General features: G+C 72.1%; 16 protein-coding genes. 14 read left to right on the top strand and 2 right to left on the bottom strand.

Annotated elements, in window-relative coordinates; translation table 11 throughout:
- Positions 1-3 precede the first annotated feature (3 nt).
- From ACX25U_RS09655 to ACX25U_RS09620, 8 genes are all read left to right on the top strand, one after another.
- Positions 4-684, top strand: a complete 681-nt coding sequence (locus tag ACX25U_RS09655) for a response regulator (protein WP_454390597.1) — start codon at positions 4-6, stop codon at positions 682-684.
- Positions 685-860: 176 nt separating this feature from the next.
- Positions 861-3,587: a DNA translocase FtsK gene (locus ACX25U_RS09650; protein WP_454390595.1), complete on the top strand. Its 2,727-nt coding sequence runs from the start codon at positions 861-863 to the stop codon at positions 3,585-3,587.
- Between the two features lie 278 nt (positions 3,588-3,865).
- On the top strand, positions 3,866-4,708 hold the full coding sequence (locus ACX25U_RS09645) for a RodZ domain-containing protein (RefSeq protein WP_454390593.1): 843 nt from the start codon (positions 3,866-3,868) through the stop codon (positions 4,706-4,708).
- 101 nt (positions 4,709-4,809) lie between these two features.
- Positions 4,810-6,282 carry a 30S ribosomal protein S12 methylthiotransferase RimO gene (rimO, locus tag ACX25U_RS09640; protein ID WP_454390591.1) on the top strand — a complete coding sequence of 491 codons (1,473 nt, stop codon included), beginning with the start codon at positions 4,810-4,812 and terminating at the stop codon, positions 6,280-6,282.
- Positions 6,279-7,109 carry a CDP-diacylglycerol--glycerol-3-phosphate 3-phosphatidyltransferase gene (gene pgsA / locus ACX25U_RS09635; protein WP_454390589.1) on the top strand — a complete coding sequence of 277 codons (831 nt, stop codon included), beginning with the start codon at positions 6,279-6,281 and terminating at the stop codon, positions 7,107-7,109. Before rimO ends, pgsA begins: the two co-directional genes overlap by 4 nt.
- Complete coding sequence (locus ACX25U_RS09630; RefSeq protein ID WP_454390587.1) at positions 7,106-7,651, top strand: CinA family protein; 546 nt, start codon at positions 7,106-7,108, stop codon at positions 7,649-7,651. Before pgsA ends, ACX25U_RS09630 begins: the two co-directional genes overlap by 4 nt.
- A 109-nt stretch (positions 7,652-7,760) precedes the next feature.
- Positions 7,761-8,138, top strand: coding sequence for a helix-turn-helix domain-containing protein (locus tag ACX25U_RS09625; RefSeq protein ID WP_018564735.1), 378 nt, complete (start codon positions 7,761-7,763; stop codon positions 8,136-8,138).
- A 229-nt stretch (positions 8,139-8,367) separates the two neighbouring features.
- Entirely contained in the window at positions 8,368-8,616 is a 249-nt protein-coding gene (locus tag ACX25U_RS09620) for a hypothetical protein (protein WP_454390584.1), read from the top strand.
- Here ACX25U_RS09620 and ACX25U_RS09615 read toward each other — a convergent pair.
- Together ACX25U_RS09615 and ACX25U_RS09610 are read right to left on the bottom strand one after the other, a co-directional pair.
- Positions 8,605-9,450: an Fpg/Nei family DNA glycosylase gene (locus tag ACX25U_RS09615; RefSeq protein WP_454390582.1), complete on the bottom strand. Its 846-nt coding sequence runs from the start codon at positions 9,448-9,450 to the stop codon at positions 8,605-8,607. The genes ACX25U_RS09620 and ACX25U_RS09615 overlap by 12 nt on opposite strands.
- A gap of 53 nt (positions 9,451-9,503) precedes the next feature.
- On the bottom strand, positions 9,504-14,438 hold the full coding sequence (locus ACX25U_RS09610) for an ATP-dependent helicase (RefSeq protein WP_454390580.1): 4,935 nt from the start codon (positions 14,436-14,438) through the stop codon (positions 9,504-9,506).
- A 109-nt stretch (positions 14,439-14,547) separates the two neighbouring features.
- Here ACX25U_RS09610 and ACX25U_RS09605 point away from each other — a divergent pair, with 109 nt between their 5' ends.
- The 6 genes from ACX25U_RS09605 (at position 14,548) to recA (ending at position 19,429) form a co-directional block, all read left to right on the top strand.
- Positions 14,548-15,513 carry an AraC family transcriptional regulator gene (locus tag ACX25U_RS09605; RefSeq protein ID WP_454390578.1) on the top strand — a complete coding sequence of 322 codons (966 nt, stop codon included), beginning with the start codon at positions 14,548-14,550 and terminating at the stop codon, positions 15,511-15,513.
- Positions 15,414-16,160, top strand: a complete 747-nt coding sequence (locus ACX25U_RS09600) for an AzlC family ABC transporter permease (protein ID WP_454390576.1) — start codon at positions 15,414-15,416, stop codon at positions 16,158-16,160. Before ACX25U_RS09605 ends, ACX25U_RS09600 begins: the two co-directional genes overlap by 100 nt.
- A complete protein-coding gene (locus ACX25U_RS09595) occupies positions 16,157-16,465 on the top strand; it encodes an AzlD domain-containing protein (RefSeq protein WP_454390574.1) in 309 nt (102 codons plus the stop codon). Before ACX25U_RS09600 ends, ACX25U_RS09595 begins: the two co-directional genes overlap by 4 nt.
- 88 nt (positions 16,466-16,553) lie before the next feature.
- On the top strand, positions 16,554-16,748 hold the full coding sequence (locus ACX25U_RS09590; RefSeq protein ID WP_454390572.1) for a DUF3046 domain-containing protein: 195 nt from the start codon (positions 16,554-16,556) through the stop codon (positions 16,746-16,748).
- Positions 16,749-16,808: 60 nt separating this feature from the next.
- Positions 16,809-18,080, top strand: coding sequence for an AI-2E family transporter (locus ACX25U_RS09585; RefSeq protein ID WP_454390570.1), 1,272 nt, complete (start codon positions 16,809-16,811; stop codon positions 18,078-18,080).
- A gap of 221 nt (positions 18,081-18,301) precedes the next feature.
- Positions 18,302-19,429, top strand: a complete 1,128-nt coding sequence (gene recA / locus ACX25U_RS09580) for a recombinase RecA (RefSeq protein ID WP_454390568.1) — start codon at positions 18,302-18,304, stop codon at positions 19,427-19,429.

Below are 19,429 nucleotides of genomic sequence, written 5' to 3'. Positions count from 1 at the left end.
GCCATGGTGCAGAAGGCCAAGATCCTCCTGGTCGATGACCGGCCGGAGAATCTGTTGGCGCTGGAGGCCATCCTCTCTGCGCTCGATCAGACGCTGGTGCGGGCATCGTCTGGGGAGGAAGCGCTCAAAGCACTGCTCACGGACGACTTCGCGGTCATTCTGCTGGATGTCCAGATGCCGGGCATGGACGGCTTCGAGACGGCCGCGCACATCAAGCGGCGGGAGAGGACCCGGGACATCCCGATCATCTTCCTCACCGCGATCAACCACGGTCCGCACCACACCTTCCGTGGCTATGCGGCCGGCGCGGTGGACTACATCTCCAAGCCGTTCGACCCGTGGGTGCTGCGCGCGAAGGTCTCGGTCTTCGTGGATCTTTACATGAAGAACTGCCAGCTGAAGGAGCAGGCGGCCCTGTTGCGGCTCCAGCTGGAGGGCGGCGGCAAGGGCGAGGTCGGCGACGGCAAGGAGTCGGCCGGCCTGCTCGCCGAACTCTCCGCCCGCCTCGCCGCCGTCGAGGAACAGGCGGAGGCCCTCTCCAAGCAACTCGACGACGAGTCCGCGGACGCGGCGGCGGTGGCCACGGCAGCCCACCTCGAGCGCAAGCTGACGGGGCTCAGGCGGGCCCTGGACGCGCTGGAGCCGGGGACGGGGAGCGCTTCGTCGGTTTCCCCCCAGGGGTGAGCCGGAACTGCCAACTGGGGCCGGGCGCGGGCGCCAAGCGTGCGGGCCCGGCGAATGGCGACTGTCGTACGGTTTCTTGAGAGTGCGTCAGTTCGGCGCCTCCCCGTGGGCGACACGAACGGGTGAAGCCCTGGGCACACGTGTCCGCTGTCGTCTCCACCGGTAACCTCGCACCTATGGCCTCACGTCCCTCCGCAGCCAAGAAGCAGCCCGCGAAGAAGGCGGCCGCTCCCGGGGCGGCTCCGGCGAAGAAGGCCGCTGCGAAGAAGGCCCCCGCCAAGAAGGCGCCTGCCAAGAAGGCCGCGGGAAAGCCCGCGTCCAGACCGGCGCCCAATCCGACCGGGGGCGTGTACCGGATCGTGCGCGCCCTCTGGCTCGGGCTCGCGCACGCCGTCGGCGCCGTGTTCCGCGGGGTGGGGCAGGGCGCCAGGAACCTCGATCCCGCGCACCGCAAGGACGGTGTCGCCCTGCTGCTGCTCGCCGTCGTCCTGATCGTCGCCGCCGGTACCTGGGCCGATCTGCGCGGGCCCGTCGGCGACCTCGTCGAGATCCTGGTGACCGGGGCCTTCGGACGCCTGGACCTGCTCGTGCCGATCCTGCTCGCGGTCATCGCCGTACGCCTCATCCGGCACCCCGAGAAGCCCGAGGCCAACGGACGTATCGTCATCGGCCTGTCCGCACTCGTGATCGGCGTGCTCGGACAGGTCCACATCGCCTGCGGCTCGCCCGCCCGCAGTGACGGCATGCAGGCCATAAGGGACGCCGGCGGGCTCATCGGCTGGGGTGCGGCGACCCCGCTGACGTATGCCATGGGTGAGGTCCTCGCCGTACCGCTGCTGGTGCTGCTCACCGTGTTCGGCCTGCTGGTCGTCACCGCCACCCCGGTCAACGCGATCCCGCAGCGGCTCCGGCTGCTCGGAGTGAAGCTCGGCATCCTGCCCGACCCTGAGGACACCGAGTACACCGAGGACGACGCCCGCTACGACGAGCAGTGGCGCGAGGGGTTGCCCGCGGGCTCCCGCAAGCGCCGGGGCGCCCCCCAGGAGTACGACCCCGACAGCGCCGAGCGGGAGGCCCTCTCCAAGCGGCGCGGCCGCCCCCGGCGCTCGGCCGTGCCGCAGCCGGACATGGAGCGGCAGATGGACGCCGTGGACGTGGCCGCCGCTGCCGCCGCCGCGCTCGACGGCGCCGTACTGCACGGCATGCCGCCCTCGCCGGTCGTCGCCGACCTCACCCAGGGCGTCAGCGTCGCCGACCGCGGCGAGACGACGACCCCGGCCCCCGTACCGGCCGCGCGGACCAAGGAGACCGCGCCCGCTCAGCGCCCCGCGCAGGAGAAGCCGGCCGGGGTCCCCGACCTCACGAAGACCCCGCCGCCGCAGACGCGTGACCTGCCGCCGCGCGCCGAACAGCTCCAGCTGTCCGGTGACATCACCTACTCCCTGCCCTCCCTCGACCTGCTCGAGCGGGGTGGCCCCGGCAAGGCGCGCAGCGCGGCCAACGACGCCATCGTCGACTCGCTCACCAACGTCTTCACCGAGTTCAAGGTCGACGCCCGCGTCACCGGGTTCACGCGCGGGCCGACGGTCACGCGCTACGAGGTCGAACTCGGGCCCGCCGTGAAGGTCGAGCGCATCACCGCGCTGACGAAGAACATCGCCTACGCCGTCGCCAGCCCGGACGTGCGGATCATCAGCCCCATCCCCGGCAAGTCCGCGGTCGGCATCGAGATCCCCAACACCGACCGGGAGATGGTCAACCTCGGTGACGTACTGCGCCTGGCGGCGGCGGCCGAGGACGACCACCCGATGCTGGTCGCGCTCGGCAAGGACGTCGAGGGCGGCTACGTGATGGCCAACATCGCGAAGATGCCGCACATCCTGGTCGCCGGCGCCACCGGCTCCGGCAAGTCGTCCTGCATCAACTGCCTGATCACCTCGATCATGATGCGGGCGTCCCCGGAGGACGTCCGCATGGTCCTCGTCGACCCCAAGCGCGTCGAACTGACCGCGTACGAGGGCATCCCGCACCTGATCACGCCGATCATCACCAACCCCAAGCGGGCCGCCGAGGCGCTGCAGTGGGTCGTGCGCGAGATGGATCTCAGGTACGACGACCTGGCGGCGTACGGCTTCCGGCACATCGACGACTTCAACGAGGCCGTCCGCACCGGCAAGGTGAAGGCTCCCGAGGGCAGCGAGCGCGAGCTCCAGCCCTACCCCTATCTGCTGGTGATCGTCGACGAGCTCGCCGACCTGATGATGGTCGCGCCGCGCGACGTCGAGGACGCGATCGTTCGCATCACCCAGCTCGCGCGCGCGGCCGGCATCCACCTGGTGCTCGCCACCCAGCGGCCCTCCGTCGACGTCGTCACCGGTCTGATCAAGGCGAACGTGCCCTCGCGGCTCGCCTTCGCCACCTCCTCTCTGGCCGACTCGCGCGTCATCCTCGACCAGCCGGGGGCCGAGAAGCTGATCGGCAAGGGCGACGGGCTGTTCCTGCCCATGGGCGCGAGCAAGCCGACCCGTCTGCAGGGCGCGTTCGTGACCGAGGAGGAGGTCCAGGCCGTCGTCCGGCACTGCAAGGACCAGATGGCGCCGGTCTTCCGCGACGACGTCGTCGTCGGCACCAAGCAGAAGAAGGAGATCGACGAGGACATCGGCGACGACCTCGACCTGCTGTGCCAGGCGGCCGAACTGGTCGTCTCCACGCAGTTCGGCTCCACGTCCATGCTGCAGCGCAAGTTGCGCGTCGGCTTCGCCAAGGCCGGGCGGCTGATGGACCTCATGGAGTCCCGGGGCATCGTCGGTCCCAGCGAGGGGTCCAAGGCGCGTGACGTTCTGGTGAAGCCCGACGACCTGGACGGCGTGCTGGCCGTGATTCGCGGGGAGTCCGAGGGGTAGCAGGAAGAGACCGTCCGGTGGATGTGCTTGCCGCGGGTGGGTGCCTGGACCGTGATCCACCCGTTAGCGAGCGGTGGGCAACCGTTTCCCCCGGACGTACGTCAAGTTGAGCGAGAGGACCGGTGCGGGGCCGACCCTGGGCGCGGCACCTGTCCCACCATCGGATTGTCCGGCCATTCCGATGGCGTACAAAGTCCCACCGCCGGGTCGCTCCACCGTTCGCACCACCCTAGACTGAACCTTCAGCACAGGCGGCTACACGCTCGAAAGGCGCCCCCGTGTCCATCGGCAACTCCCCTGAAGACGAGCGTCCGTTCGAAGACGTACCCGAGGAAGCCCGCCCCTCCGTCGGCCGTGCCCTGCAGGAGGCGCGGATCGCCGTCGGAATGACCGTCGAAGACGTCAGCAGAGCCACCCGGGTCCGCATGGCCATCGTGCACGCCATCGAGGCCGACGACTTCGCCCCCTGCGGCGGTGACGTCTACGCCCGCGGGCACATCCGGACCCTGGCGAAGGCCGTGCGCCTCGACCCGGCCCCGCTGCTCGCGCAGTACGAGGCCGTGAGCGGCGGCCGCCCCGCCCCCACCCCGGCCGCCCCCCTGTTCGAGGCGGAACGCATCCGCCCGGAGCGACGCGGGCCCAACTGGACCGCGGCGATGGTCGCCGCGATCGTCGTCGTGGTCGGCTTCGTCGGTTTCACGGCCTTCAAGGGCGGCAGCAGCGACACCGGCGGCAAGGAGCAGGTCGCCGAGGGCCCCACGCCCACCGCCGGCAGGGCGGCCTCGCCCAAGCCGAAGAACAGCAAGCCCGCCGAGCCGAAGCCGGAACCGTCCGACAGCGCCATCGCGGCCGCGCCGCAGGACAAGGTCACCGTGCAGGTCAGCGCCGCCAACGGGCGCAGCTGGATCTCGGCCAAGGACCACAACGGCCGGATGCTTTTCGACGGGCTGCTGAACAAGGGCGAGTCCAAGACCTTCCAGGACAGCACGAAGATCAACCTGATACTCGGCGACGCCGGCGCGATCCAGCTCTACGTCAACGGCAAGAAGATCGAGGACCAGTTCCAGCCGGGCGCCGTGGAACGCCTCACGTACACCAAGGGCGATCCGCAGGTCGGATAGCCGTAAACAGAGGCCCGAGCAGGTACGCGGACAAGGGGTTGGCCAAGATCGGCCAACCCCTTCGACATGGGCTGTCACCGAGACAAAGTACGCTTGAGCGCATGCCTGAACGCCGTACCGTCGCACTCGTCACTCTTGGCTGCGCCCGTAACGAGGTGGACTCCGAGGAGCTCGCAGGCCGTTTGGAGGCGGACGGCTGGCAGCTCGTGGAGGACGCCGCGGACGCGGACGTCGCCGTGGTCAACACCTGTGGCTTCGTGGAGGCCGCCAAGAAGGACTCCGTCGACGCCCTCCTGGAGGCCAACGACCTCAAGGACCACGGCAGAACGCAGGCGGTGGTCGCGGTCGGCTGCATGGCCGAGCGGTACGGCAAGGAACTCGCCGAGGCCCTCCCGGAGGCCGACGGCGTACTCGGCTTCGACGACTACGCGGACATCTCCGACCGTCTGCAGACCATCCTGAACGGCGGCATCCACGCCTCGCACACCCCGCGCGACCGCCGCAAGCTCCTGCCGATCAGCCCGGCCGAGCGGCAGGACGCCGGCGCGGAGGTGGCCATTCCGGGGCACGGCCCCGCCGACCTTCCGGAAGGCGTCGCTCCGGCGTCGGGCCCGCGCGCGCCGCTGCGCCGCCGCCTGGACGGCGCCCCGGTCGCCTCGGTCAAGCTCGCCTCCGGCTGCGACCGGCGCTGCTCCTTCTGCGCCATTCCCTCCTTCCGCGGCTCCTTCATCTCCCGCCGCCCCGGCGACGTGCTGAACGAGACGCGCTGGCTGGCCGAGCAGGGCGTCAAGGAGATCATGCTGGTCTCCGAGAACAACACCTCCTACGGCAAGGACCTGGGCGACATCCGCCTGCTGGAGTCCCTGCTGCCCGAGCTCGCCGAGGTCGACGGCATCGAGCGGGTGCGGGTGAGCTACCTGCAGCCCGCCGAGATGCGCCCCGGGCTCATCGACGTACTGACCTCCATCCCGAAGGTCGCCCCCTACTTCGACCTGTCCTTCCAGCACTCCGCGCCCGGCGTGCTGCGCGCCATGCGCCGCTTCGGCGACACGGACCGCTTCCTGGAGCTGCTGGACACCATCCGCGGCAAGGCGCCCCAGGCCGGCGTGCGCTCCAACTTCATCGTCGGCTTCCCCGGTGAGTCCGAGGCCGACCTGGCCGAGCTCGAGCGGTTCCTGAACGGCGCGCGGCTGGACGCCATCGGTGTCTTCGGCTACTCCGACGAGGAGGGCACGGAGGCGGCGACGTACGAGAACAAGCTCGACGAGGACGTCGTCGCCGAGCGCCTGGCACACATCTCCCGGCTGGCCGAGGAACTCGTCTCCCAGCGCGCCGAGGAGCGCGTCGGCGAGACCCTGCACGTGCTCGTCGAGTCCGTGGACGCCGAGGAGGGCGTCCGCGGCCGGGCGGCGCACCAGGCGCCGGAGACGGACGGCCAGGTGCTGCTCACGGGCGGCGAGGGTCTGAGCGTCGGTCGTATGGTCGAGGCGAAGGTGGTCGGGACCGAAGGTGTCGACCTGGTGGCCGAGCCGCTGACGGGCACGTTCGCGTGGAGCGAGGAGGCAGGCAGATGACCGGAGTCCCGGCATCCGCGGCAGGCGGCTCCTCCGGCGCGCACGGGGCGGCCGCGGGGGCGGCCGCGCGCCGAGCCGGCGCGGACAGGGCTGCGGGCGCTCCTCGAGCCTCCCGTGCTTCTTCCGGACCCGCGGGGCCCGTCGGTTCCACCGGTTCCGGCGGGGCGGACCGGTCCGCGGCGGGGCAGGGCGATGACCGGCCGCCGCGCGGCGGGAAGATCGCGGCCGCCGCCGTCAACCAGGCCAGCGTGTGGAACGTCGCCAATCTGCTGACCATGGTCCGGCTGCTCCTGGTGCCCGGATTCGTGGCCCTGATGCTGGCCGGCGGCGGGTACGACCCGGCGTGGCGGTCGCTGGCCTGGGCGGCCTTCGCCATCGCCATGATCACCGACTTGTTCGACGGCCACCTGGCACGCAGGTACGACCTCGTCACCGACTTCGGGAAGATCGCCGACCCCATCGCCGACAAGGCGATCATGGGGGCGGCGCTGATCTGTCTCTCCGGGCTCGGCGACCTGCCCTGGTGGGTGACCGGAGTGATCCTCGGCCGGGAACTCGGGATCACGCTGCTGCGTTTCCTGGTCATCCGCTACGGCGTCATCCCGGCGAGCCGGGGCGGCAAGCTCAAGACGCTCACGCAGGGCGTTGCCGTCGGGATGTACGTGCTGGCGCTGACGGGCTGGCTGGCCACCCTGCGGTTCTGGGTGATGGCCGCGGCCGTCGTGCTGACCGTGGCGACCGGCCTCGACTATGTGAGGCAGGCCATTGTGCTGCGCAGGCGGGGAATCGCCGAGCGCCGCGCGGCGTTGGAGGAGTCGGAAGCGTGAGTTCACCGGCCGCCGACGTAGTGAGGCTACTCACGGTGAGGGGCGAGACGGTCGCCGTGGCCGAGTCGCTGACCGGTGGCCTGGTCGCCGCGGAGATCACCTCGGTGCCCGGGGCGTCCAAGGTGTTCCGCGGCTCGGTCACCGCCTACGCCACCGAGCTCAAGCACCGCCTGCTGGGTGTCGACGCCACCCTGCTGGCCGAGCGGGGAGCGGTGGATCCGCAGGTCGCGGCCCAGATGGCGGCCGGTGTGCGGAAGGCTCTGGAGGCCGACTGGGGCATCGCCACCACCGGCGTCGCCGGCCCCGATCCCCAGGACGGGCAGCCCGTCGGGACGGTCTTCGTGGCCGTGGACGGGCCCCTCGCGCCGAAAACCGGCGCCACCCGTGGCGGGAAAACGACCGCGCTGCGGTTGAACGGCGGCCGGGCGGAAATTCGTAGAGAGAGTGTACGGAGCGTGCTCGCACTGCTTTTGGAGCAGATCGCGGGCGAACAGACTGGAAATGAGCTGGCACAGGATACGGAACGGAACGGGGGGTTTTGATGTTTGCAGCCCTGAGTGAACACGACATCGCTCCCCGCACGGCCGCAGCACGAGGCGGTACGGTGGGGCGTGAAGGATGCGGCTACGCGGTCCGAGGAGGGAGCCACCGATGATTCTGCTCCGTCGCCTGCTGGGTGACGTGCTGCGTCGGCAGCGCCAACGCCAGGGCCGTACTCTGCGCGAAGTCTCCTCGTCCGCCCGAGTCTCGCTCGGCTATCTCTCCGAGGTGGAGCGGGGGCAGAAGGAGGCTTCCTCCGAGCTGCTCTCCGCCATTTGCGACGCGCTGGACGTACGGATGTCCGAGCTCATGCGGGAAGTGAGCGACGAGCTCGCCCTCGCCGAGCTGGCCCAGTCCGCTGCGGCCACCGATACCGTCCCCACGCCGGTTCGCCCGATGCTGGGTTCCGTGTCGGTGACCGGTGTGCCACCGGAACGTGTGACCATCAAGGCGCCCGCCGCCGAGGCGGTGGACGTGGTCGCCGCGTGACCTGTCACATGCGCGCGTGAACTGACGCATACGTGGTGAGGCCCCGGCCGGGGCTTCTCCGGGAAGACCCGGAGAGGCGCGGCCGGGGCCTTCGCCTTGTCCGCGGTCTACAAAGAGCGACGCTCTTGCCACGCTCCGTTTGCCGGTGCCGGGTGGGGCCGCGATCGTGGAGGCTCAGGTGGTGATACGGCGGCGATACGGCGGCGGGCTGGAGGTGGTGGTGGGTGCGATGACGGGGCCGATAGTGCGCTGGGGGGCGGCTGTGGGGTTCGGCGTGGTGTGGTGGTGGGCGGTGCTGCGGCTGCTGCTGTCGGGCGACGCGGGGGTGCTGGAGGGGACGGTCGCGGCCGGGGGGTGGGGGCTGAGCGTGCTGCCGGTGCACTGCGTGCCGAAGGAGCAGTCGGGGGAGGGGCTGGATGACGCGGTACTGCCACCACACCGTTCGGACGGAGAGCCTGACGGACCGTCAACTGTTTGAGCGGCCATGGCGTTCCCGCCACCTCTGCGGGGAGCCCGGCGTCGGTGCCGGGCCGGACTGGCAGGTGGGGCACCAGTATGTGGGGCGCTCCTGGGAGCCGTCGCCCTGGTCGGCCACGCGGACGGAGGTGCCGCAGCGCAGGCAGGGGCGCGGTGCGCGGCCGTAGACGAACAGGTCCTGGCCGCGCAGGCCCGTGGTCCGGCGGACCACGCGGTCGCGGTTGGCCTCCAGGAGCTTCTTGGCCAGGGCGGGCAGTTTCGCGGCCCGGCCGGCGGGCAGGGCGCCGACGGGCAGCCACGGGGTCACGCCGAGCAGGAAGCAGAGCTCGCTCTTGTAGATGTTGCCGATGCCGGCGAGATTGCGCTGGTCGAGCAGGGCCTCGCCCAGCCGGCGGCCCGGGTCGGCGAGGAGGTTGGCCAGAGCCAGGTCGGGGTCCCAGTCGGGGCCGAGAAGGTCCGGGCCGAGGTGCGCGACGGTGCGCTCGTCCTCGGTGGTGCGCAGCAGCTCCAGGACCTGCAGGCGGTAGCCGACGGCCGCGCGGTCGGCGGTGCCGAGCACGGCGCGGATCTGGTGGGCGGGGCCGCCCTTCCAGCGCTCACCGGTGCCGTACACCTTCCAGGCGCCCTCCATCAGCAGGTGCGAGTGCAGCGTCAGGCCGCCCTCGAAGCGGGTGAGCAGGTGCTTGCCGCGCGAGATCGTGTCCAGGACGGTCCGGCCGGTGAGGTCGACCGTGGCGTACTTCGGCACCCGGAAGTCGCTGCGAGTCAGCACCTTGCCCGCGAGGGCGTCGTGCAACCGCCTCGCGGTCTGCCAGACCGTGTCACCTTCGGGCATGGGTCAAGGGTGACACGTGCGGGTGGACATGTGCGTGGGTGTGCCTGTCCGGCTCATGCGCGCAGACGCAGGCCGCGCGGGGTGGCGATGAAGCCCGCTTCTTCCAGGAGGGTGCCTGTGGGAGAGGTCAGCGCCGAGGCGCCGTTGACGCGTTCCACGGTGACCGTGCCCAGCGAGCCCGCGCGTGCGGCCGCGGCGAGTGCCTCGGCGGCCGCACGCAGGCGCGGGTCGTCGCCGGCCGCGCCGTCCGGGTCGGCGGGCCAGGCCAGCAGGGTCTTGCCGCCGCGCTCCATGTAGAGCGTCAGCTCGCCGTCCACGAGCACCACCAGGGAGCCGGCCTTGCGGCCCGGCTTGTGCCCCGCGCCGGTCGGCGGCTCGGGCCAGGGCAGGGCGGCGCCATAGGCGTTCGCGGGGTCGGCGGCGGCGAGGACGACCGCCCGGGAGCCGGCGGAGGCGGTACGGCCACGGCGGTCACCGGAGCCGGAGCCGGAGCCGAAGCCGGAGCCGGAGCCGTGCGGGAGGGTTTGCCCGCCGCCTCGTGGGCCGCTGTGTCCTGGCGGGGCGAAGTCCCGGGGCGAGACGTACTCGCCTGGTGCGGGCCGGTCGGCGACCGGCCAGTCGAACTCACCGCCCGGGTCTGCGGCGGGGAATCCGGTGTAGGCGCCATCGGGAAGCGGGGGACCGTCGGGGGAACCGAAGCCGTCGGGACCGCCGCCCCGGGAGCCCGTGCCGGACAGGCCCTCGCCCCGCTCGCGTGCGCCCGCCACCGCGCGCAGACGGTCGACCGCGCCGTCCGTCGCGAACTGGGCGGCGCCCAGGCCCTCCACCACATAGCCCCGCCGGGCCTGGCCGCTCTCCTCGAAGGCGGACAGGATCCGGTACACCGCCGAGAAACCGCCCTCGACGCCCTCCGCCGACACCGCTCCCCGCGTGACCACGCCGTGCCGGTCGAGGAGGGTGCGGGCCAGTGCGTGGGCGTGCACGGTGGGGTCGGGGTCGCGGACGGGCAGCAGCGACCAGCGGCCGGCGACGGTCGGCGGGCCACTGCGGGAGGCGGGACGGGCGGCGGCCGTCAGGGAGCCGTAACGCCCGCGAGGGACCGCGCGCTTGGCCCGATGGGCCGTGGAACCGGCGGTGCGGCCCGAGCCGAGCAGGGAACGCATCGGCGCGAGCGTGTCGTTGGTGAGCCGTCCGGACCAGGCCAGGTCCCAGACAGTGTCGGCCAGTTGGGGATCCGTGGCCTCGGGGTGGGTGGTCGCCCGCACTTGGTCGGCGATCTGACGGAAGAACAGGCCGTAGCCGCCGGAGAGGGCGTCCAGAACGGACTGGTGCAGAGCGGTCGGCTCCAGGGGGTGCGGTGGAGGCAGGAGCAGCGGGGCCGTGTCCGCCAGGTACAGGGAGACCCAGCCGTCCTTTCCGGGCAGTGCGCCCGCGCCCGCCCACACCACCTCGCCGGCCGCGGTGAGTTCGTCGAGCATCGACGGCGTGTAGTTCGCCACGCGGGACGGCAGGACCAGTTTCTCCAGCGCGGAGGCGGGTACGGACGCGCCCTGCAACTGCTCGACGGCGCGCACCAGTCCGTCGATGCCGCGCAGACCGTGCCCCTTGCCGATGTGCTGCCACTGGGGCAGGAACTGGGCCAGCGCGGCCGGCGGCACCGGCTCCAGCTCATGCCGCAGCGCGGCCAGCGAGCGGCGGCGCAGCCGGCGCAGCACGGCCGCGTCGCACCACTCCTGTCCGATGCCCGCCGGGTGGAACTCGCCCTGTACGACACGGCCGCCCGCCGTGAGCCGCTGCAGCGCGCCCTCGGTGACCGCCACGCCCAGGCCGAAGCGGGCCGCGGCCGTCGCCGACGTGAACGGGCCGTGGGTGCGGGCGTAGCGCGCGAGGAGGTCGCCCAGCGGGTCCTTCACCGGCTCGGTGAACGCCTCCGGGACGCCCACCGGCAGCGCGGTGCCGAGCGCGTCGCGCAGCCGGCCCGCGTCCTCGACGGCGGCCCAGTGGTCGGCCCCGGCGATCCGGACTCTGATGGCCCGGCGGGCCCCGGCCAGCTCCCGCGCCCAGCCCGGTTCGGCACCCCGCTCGGCCAACTCGGCGTCGGTGAGCGGACCGAGCAGCCGCAGGACGTCGGCGACGCCCTCGACGTCCTTGACGCGGCGGTCCTCGGTCAGCCACTGCAGCTCCCGCTCCAGCTCGACCAGAACCTCGGCGTCGAGCAGTTCGCGCAGCTCCGCCTGGCCCAGCAGCTCGGCCAGCAGCCGCGAGTCCAGCGACAGCGCGGCGGCACGGCGCTCGGCGAGCGGCGAGTCCCCCTCGTACAGGAACTGGGCGACGTACCCGAAGAGCAGCGAGCGCGCGAAGGGCGACGGCTCGGGCGTGGTGACCTCGACCAGGCGCACCTTGCGGGACTCGACGTCGCTCATCAACTCGACCAGGCCCGGAACGTCGAAGACGTCCTGCAGGCACTCGCGAACCGCCTCCAGGACGATGGGGAACGAGCCGAACTCGCTGGCCACCTGGAGCAGTTGGGCCGCACGCTGACGCTGCTGCCACAGCGGGGTGCGCTTGCCCGGGTTGCGGCGCGGCAGCAGCAGCGCGCGGGCGGCGCACTCGCGGAAGCGGGACGCGAACAGGGCCGAGCCGCCGACCTGGTCGGTGACGATCCGGTCGACCTCGCCCTTGTCGAAGGTGACGTCCGCCGCGCCGACGGGGGCCTGCTCGGCGTCGTACTCCAGGCCGGCCTTCAGGGGCTCCTGGTCGAGCAGGTCGAGCCCCATCAGGTCGGCGTCGGGCAGGCGCAGCACGATGCCGTCGTCGGCGTGCATGACCTGCGCGTCCATGCCGTACCGCTCGGACAGGCGGGCGCCGAGCGCCAGCGCCCACGGGGCGTGCACCTGGGCGCCGAAGGGGGAGTGCACCACGACTCGCCAGTCGCCCAGCTCGTCGCGGAAGCGCTCCACGACGATCGTCCGGTCGTCGGGGACGTGGCCGCAGGCCTCGCGTTGCTCGTCCAGGTACGACAGGACGTTGTCCGCGGCCCACGCGTCGAGGCCGGCCGCCAGGAGCCTGAGCCGGGCGTCCTCCTTGGACAAGGAGCCGACCTCGCGCAGGAACGCGCCCACCGCGCGGCCCAGCTCCAGTGGGCGGCCCAGCTGGTCGCCCTTCCAGAACGGCAGCCGGCCCGGCACGCCCGGCGCGGGGGAGACCAGGACCCGGTCGCGCGTGATGTCCTCGATGCGCCAGGAGCTCGTGCCGAGCGTGAAGACGTCGCCGACCCGGGACTCGTAGACCATCTCCTCGTCCAGCTCGCCGACCCGGCCACCGCCCTTCTTGGGGTCGGAACCGGCGAGGAACACCCCGAACAGGCCACGGTCGGGGATCGTGCCTCCGGAGGTGACGGCGAGGCGCTGCGCGCCGGGGCGGCCGGTGACCGTGCCCGTCACGCGGTCCCACACCACGCGCGGGCGCAGCTCCGCGAACGCGTCGGACGGATAGCGCCCGGCGAGCATGTCGAGGACGGCCGTGAACGCCGACTCCGGCAGCGAGGCGAACGGCGCCGACCGGCGGACCAGGGCGAGCAGGTCGTCGACCTGCCAGGTGTCCATCGCCGTCATCGCCACCAGCTGCTGGGCGAGGACGTCCAGCGGGTTGGCGGGCACCCTCAGGGACTCGATGGCGCCCGAGCGCATCCGCTCGGTGACCACCGCGGCCTGGACCAGGTCGCCGCGGTACTTCGGGAAGACCACGCCGGTGGAGACCGCGCCGACCTGGTGTCCCGCGCGGCCGACGCGCTGCAGCCCGGAGGCCACGGACGGCGGGGACTCCACCTGGACGACGAGATCCACGGCGCCCATGTCGATGCCCAGCTCCAGACTGGAGGTGGCGACCACCGCCGGGAGCCGACCCGCCTTGAGGTCCTCCTCGACCAGGGCGCGCTGTTCCTTGGAGACCGAGCCGTGGTGGGCGCGCGCGATGACCGGCGGCGCGCCGTGCGCGGCGCCCGAGCCACCCATCAGCTCGGCCGGGGAGTGGTGCTCGTCCAGGGACTGGCCGGTCGCCCGCTCGTAGGCGATCTCGTTGAGCCGGTTGCACAGACGCTCGGCGAGCCGCCGGGAGTTGGCGAACACGATCGTCGAGCGGTGGGCCTGCACCAGGTCGGTGATCCGCTCCTCGACGTGCGGCCAGATCGACGGCCGCTCCGCTCCGTCGTTGCCGTCGGCGGCCGGGGAGCCTCCGAGCTCGCCCAGGTCCTCGACCGGAACGACCACCGACAGGTCGAACTCCTTGCCGGACTCCGGCTGGACGATCTCCACCTTGCGGCGCGGCGAGAGGTAGCGGGCGATCTCGTCGACCGGGCGGACGGTCGCGGACAGTCCGATACGGCGGGCCGGTCCGGGCAGCAGTTCGTCCAGGCGCTCCAGGGACAACGCCAGGTGCGCGCCGCGCTTGGTGCCGGCGACCGCGTGCACCTCGTCCAGGATCACCGTCTCCACGCCGGTCAGCGCGTCGCGCGTGGCCGACGTCAGCATCAGGAACAGCGACTCGGGGGTGGTGATCAGGATGTCGGGCGGGCGGGTGGACAGGGCGCGGCGCTCGGCGGCCGGGGTGTCGCCGGAGCGGATGCCGACCCTCACCTCCGGCTCGGGCAGGCCCAGCCGGACGGATTCCTGGCGGATGCCGGTGAGGGGGCTGCGCAGGTTGCGCTCCACGTCGACGGCGAGGGCCTTGAGCGGGGAGACGTACAGCACCCGGCAGCGCTTTTTCGGGTCGGCCGGCGGCGGGGCGGAGGCCAGCTGGTCCAGGGCGGAGAGGAAGGCGGCCAGGGTCTTGCCGGAGCCGGTCGGGGCGACCACCAGCACGTCCGAGCCCTCGTCGATGGCCTGCCACGCGCCCGCCTGGGCGGCGGTGGGTGCGGAGAAGGCCCCCGTGAACCAGCCGCGGGTCGCGGGGGTGAAGCCGTCGAGGGCCCGGTGTGCGTCGCTGACCATGCGTCCATCGTGCACCCGGCCACTGACAACGCCCCCTGACCTGGACGTACCCCGGCCCCGCGGCGGCCCCCGCGCTCGACCGCCGCACCGACGACGGAGAATCGGGGGTATGGCGGGAACGGCTGAGGAGCGGGCGCGGCACTGGCAGTACGAGGAACTGCCCGGTGTCGATCTGCTGCGGGCCCGATACATCCGCAAGGAATTCGTGCGCCACACGCACGAGCACTTCGTGATCGCCGCCATCACCGAGGGCGTCGAGGTGTTCCACCACGGCGGATCCGATCAGTACGCGGGGCCGGGGGCGCTCGCGCTGGTCAATCCCGACACACCGCACACCGGGCGGGCAGGGGTGCCCGAGGGCTGGCGGTACGGCGCGGTGTATCCGGCGCCCGAGCTGGTCGCCGAGATCGCGGCGGAGACCACGGGCATTCGCGGGACGCCGGGGTTCGTCAGCCCGGTGCTCGACGATCCGTACGCCGTCGGGCTGGTGCACCAGGTGCTGCGGGCCGCCGACGAGGGGAACGCGCTGGCCGCCGACACCCTGCTGCGGGTCGCCGTGACCCGGCTGCTCCGGCTCAACGGCGGCGCGCTGCCGCAGCGGGAGGTGCGCACGGCGGGGGCGCGGACCGCGGCACGCGCGCGTGCCGTCCTGGAGGAGCGGATGGCCGAGCCGCCGAGCCTGGAGAGGCTGGCGGCCGACCTCGGCAGCAGCCCGTTCGCGCTGCTGCGGGCCTTCCGGGACGTCTACGGGATGCCGCCGCACACCTGGCTGACCGACGCCCGGGTGCGCCGAGCCAGGCGGTTGCTGGACGCGGGCACCACGCCCGCCCAGGCCGCCGTCGCCGTGGGCTTCACCGACCAGTCGCACCTGAGCCGGCACTTCTCCCGGATCGTGGGCGTGCCCCCGGGGGCCTACCGGCGTGAGCGCAAGAACGTACAAGACGCGAGGTCACGGCTTTTCCTACCCTCGACCGCGTGGCAGAACGGACAGCTCTCGCAGACATACGCACCGGCGACGGAGGAAAGCCCGACGCCGCCGTCGTACGGGACGCCCTCGGAGTCGGGGTCGCCGTAGGACTCTCCGGGTTCGCCTTCGGGGTGACCTCGGCGGGCAGCGGGCTCACAGTCCTGCAGACCTGTGTGCTCAGCCTGCTGGTGTTCACCGGCGCCTCCCAGTTCGCCCTGGTGGGGGCGCTGGCGGCCGGAGGCAACCCGTTCACGGCGGCCGCGGGCGCCTTCTTCCTGGGCGTGCGCAACGCCTTCTACGGGCTGCGCCTGTCGCAGCTGCTGGCCCTCCCGCGCGCGGTGCGGCCGCTGGCCGCCCAGTGGGTCATCGACGAGACCACCGCGGTCACCCTGGCCCAGCCCACGCGGCGCAGTGCCCGGATCGGCTTCACCGTCACCGGGCTCACCCTGTACGTGCTGTGGAACCTCACCACGCTGCTCGGCGCGCTGGGTGCCGAGGCTCTCGGCGACACCGACGCGTGGGGCCTGGACGCGGCCGGGCCCGCCGTGTTCCTGGCGCTGCTGGCGCCCATGCTGAAGACGGCCACCGAGCGGGCCGTCGCCGCCCTGGCGGTGCTCCTGGGACTGGGTCTGCTGCCCGTGCTGCCGGCCGGGGTGCCGGTCCTGGCCGCCGCGCTCGCCGCGCCGGCCGTGCTCTGGCTGAAGGGCCGCCGCGGGAGCGGCGCCCGTGACGACGTACGAGAGGAAGACCGTTGAACATCTGGATCGCGGTGGCCGTGACCGCTGTCGGCTGCTACGCCGTCAAGCTGGCCGGGCTGCTCGTTCCGGCGGGTGCCCTGGAGCGGCCGCTGGTGAAGCGGCTCGCCGCGCTGCTGCCTGTCGCCCTGCTGGCCGCGCTCACCGCCCAGCAGACGTTCGCCGACGGGCACGCGCTCGTGCTGGACGCGCGGGTCGCCGGGCTCGCGGCCGCCGCCGTGGCGCTGCTGCTGCGGGCGCCTTTCCTGGTCGTCGTCGGAGCGGCGGTGGTGGTGACGGCCGGGGTGCGGGCCCTGGCCGGGTGACAGCGGGCAGCGGATGAGGTGGCAGGTGCGTGCGTGGTGCGGCGGGCCGCCCCGGCTCGGGGTCGCCCCAGGGCGGGATACTGGGCTCATGCGGTTGACGGTCTTCTGGGAGCGGATGGCGGAGCACTTCGGCGCGGGATACGCCGACACCTTCGCGCGCGACCACGTGATGTCGGAGCTCGGCGGGCGTACGGTGCACGAGGCGCTGACGGCGGGCTGGGACGCCAAGGACGTGTGGCGTGTGGTCTGCCACGTCATGAACGTTCCGCAGGAGAAGCGCTGACCGGTCGCGGAGATCGCGGGCCGGTGCCGGACCGACGGCGGCATGGGCGAGACTTGCACCGTGGCACCCACTGACGAGTCCGGGCAGACGGCCCAGCACGCACCCCCGTCCGCTACGCCGCCGCCTCCCCGGTCTCCGGTCCAGGGCGCCGCCGGGCCGAGCGCCCGCATGCCCCGCTGGCTGCCACGCGCCATGGCGCTCGCGCTCGGTCTCGTCGCGGTCTTCCAGCTCGGCAGCTGGGCCTTCCACGAGCTGACCGGCCTGCTGCTCAACGTCCTCATCGCGTTCTTCCTGGCCCTGGCCATAGAGCCCGCGGTGAGCCGCATGGCCGCGCTCGGCATGCGGCGGGGCTTCGCGACCTTCCTGGTCTTCCTCGCCCTGGCGATCGCGACGGCCGGCTTCGTGACGCTGCTCGGCTCGATGCTCGCCGGGCAGATCATCAAGATGGTCGAGGGCTTCCCGGAGTACCTCGACTCCGTCATCAACTGGGTCAACGCCACGTTCCACACCGAGCTCAGACGGGTGGACGTGCAGGAGGGGCTGCTCCACTCCGACTGGCTGCGCAAGTACGCGCAGAACAGCGCCGCGGGCGTGCTCGACGTGTCCGCCCAGGTGCTGGGCGGGCTGTTCCAGCTGCTGACGATCACCCTGTTCTCGTTCTACTTCGCCGCCGACGGGCCGCGGCTGCGCCGCACCCTCTGCTCCGTACTGCCGCCCGCCCGCCAGGCCGAGGTACTGCGCGCGTGGGAGATCGCCGTCGACAAGACCGGCGGCTACCTGTACTCGCGCGGCCTGATGGCGCTCGTCTCGGGGATCGCCCACTACGTCCTGCTGCAGGCCCTGGAAGTGCCGTACGCGCCCGTGCTCGGCGTCTGGGTGGGCCTGGTCTCGCAGTTCATCCCCACCATCGGCACCTATCTCGCGGGCGCCCTGCCGATGCTGATCGCCTTCACGGTCGACCCGTGGTACGCGGTGTGGGTGCTGGTCTTCGTCGTGATCTACCAGCAGTTCGAGAACTACATGCTGCAACCCAAGCTGACCGCGAAGACCGTCGACATCCATCCCGCGGTCGCCTTCGGGTCGGTCGTCGCCGGCACCGCGCTGCTCGGCGCGGTCGGCGCGCTGATCGCCATCCCCGCCGTCGCCACACTGCAGGCCTTCCTGGGGGCCTACGTGAAGCGGTACGCCGTCACGGACGACCCCCGCGTCCACGGCCACCGCAGGCGTGCCCCGGCACAGGGCCTCCTCACGCGCGCACGACGGCTGCGGGCGGCGCGGCAGCCGACGGCGGAGGCCGGGGAGGACTCCGTCGGAGAGCGACCGAGACAGTAGACGCCGCTCGGCGCGTGGCGCGTGGTGCGCTTGACACAAAAATCGAACATCCATTCTTATGGGGGTTCCGGCGAGGTTCAACGCAAGGGACTTCGTCCGGTTTTGAGGTGACTCGTCCCTTGGTTGTCCACAGGCCGGACGTGCGTCGGGGCGCGTTGTCAGTGGCAGGCGTTAGCGTCTTTGACGTGAAGCGATCGACTCAAGCAAACCGGGTGGAACCCATGGCAGGAACCGACCGCGAGAAGGCGCTCGACGCCGCGCTCGCGCAGATTGAACGGCAATTCGGCAAGGGCGCGGTCATGCGCATGGGCGAGCGGTCGAAGGAGCCCATCGAGGTCATCCCGACCGGGTCGACCGCGCTGGACGTGGCCCTCGGTGTCGGCGGCCTGCCGCGCGGCCGCGTCGTGGAGATCTACGGACCGGAGTCCTCCGGCAAGACGACCCTGACCCTGCACGCGGTGGCGAACGCGCAGAAGGCCGGCGGCCAGGTGGCCTTCGTGGACGCGGAGCACGCCCTCGACCCCGAGTACGCGCGCAAGCTCGGCGTCGACATCGACAACCTGATCCTGTCCCAGCCGGACAACGGCGAGCAGGCGCTGGAGATCGTGGACATGCTGGTCCGCTCCGGCGCGCTCGACCTCATCGTCATCGACTCCGTCGCCGCGCTCGTCCCGCGCGCGGAGATCGAGGGCGAGATGGGCGACTCGCACGTGGGTCTGCAGGCCCGTCTGATGAGCCAGGCCCTCCGCAAGATCACCAGCGCGCTCAACCAGTCGAAGACCACGGCGATCTTCATCAACCAGCTGCGCGAGAAGATCGGCGTGATGTTCGGCTCCCCGGAGACCACGACCGGTGGCCGCGCGCTGAAGTTCTACGCCTCCGTGCGCATCGACATCCGCCGCATCGAGACGCTGAAGGACGGCACCGAGGCGGTCGGCAACCGCACCCGCTGCAAGGTCGTCAAGAACAAGGTCGCGCCGCCCTTCAAGCAGGCCGAGTTCGACATCCTCTACGGCCAGGGCATCAGCCGTGAGGGCGGCCTGATCGACATGGGCGTGGAGCACGGTTTCGTCCGCAAGGCCGGCGCCTGGTACACGTACGAGGGCGACCAGCTCGGCCAGGGCAAGGAGAACGCGCGCAACTTCCTGAAGGACAACCCCGACCTGGCCAACGAGATCGAGAAGAAGATCAAGGAGAAGCTGGGCGTCGGAGTGCGGCCCGAGGAGCCGGCCGCCGAGCCGGGCGCGGACGCCGCGGTCACCACCGCCACGGACGACTCCGCCAAGACGGTGCCCGCCACGGCGGCCGCCAAGACCGCCAAGCCCAAGGCCGCCGCAGCCAAGAGCTGA

Source organism: Streptomyces sp. JNUCC 63, assembly GCF_054366325.1.
The sequence above is the reverse complement of the archived record's forward strand: the minus strand, read 5'-3'. Positions and strand labels throughout refer to the sequence as shown.

Bases quoted from the DNA above. Each gene is read 5' to 3' on its own strand.
- ACX25U_RS09620 (WP_454390584.1), top strand. From the start codon at position 8,368: ATGACGGGGCCGATAGTGCGCTGGGGGGCGGCTGTGGGGTTCGGCGTG.
- rimO (WP_454390591.1), top strand. From the start codon at position 4,810: ATGCCTGAACGCCGTACCGTCGCACTCGTCACTCTTGGCTGCGCCCGT.
- ACX25U_RS09650 (WP_454390595.1), top strand. From the start codon at position 861: ATGGCCTCACGTCCCTCCGCAGCCAAGAAGCAGCCCGCGAAGAAGGCG.
- pgsA (WP_454390589.1), top strand. From the start codon at position 6,279: ATGACCGGAGTCCCGGCATCCGCGGCAGGCGGCTCCTCCGGCGCGCAC.
- ACX25U_RS09615 (WP_454390582.1), bottom strand. From the start codon at position 9,450: ATGCCCGAAGGTGACACGGTCTGGCAGACCGCGAGGCGGTTGCACGAC.
- ACX25U_RS09625 (WP_018564735.1), top strand. From the start codon at position 7,761: ATGATTCTGCTCCGTCGCCTGCTGGGTGACGTGCTGCGTCGGCAGCGC.
- ACX25U_RS09605 (WP_454390578.1), top strand. From the start codon at position 14,548: ATGGCGGGAACGGCTGAGGAGCGGGCGCGGCACTGGCAGTACGAGGAA.
- recA (WP_454390568.1), top strand. From the start codon at position 18,302: ATGGCAGGAACCGACCGCGAGAAGGCGCTCGACGCCGCGCTCGCGCAG.
- ACX25U_RS09590 (WP_454390572.1), top strand. From the start codon at position 16,554: ATGCGGTTGACGGTCTTCTGGGAGCGGATGGCGGAGCACTTCGGCGCG.
- ACX25U_RS09655 (WP_454390597.1), top strand. From the start codon at position 4: ATGGTGCAGAAGGCCAAGATCCTCCTGGTCGATGACCGGCCGGAGAAT.
- ACX25U_RS09610 (WP_454390580.1), bottom strand. From the start codon at position 14,438: ATGGTCAGCGACGCACACCGGGCCCTCGACGGCTTCACCCCCGCGACC.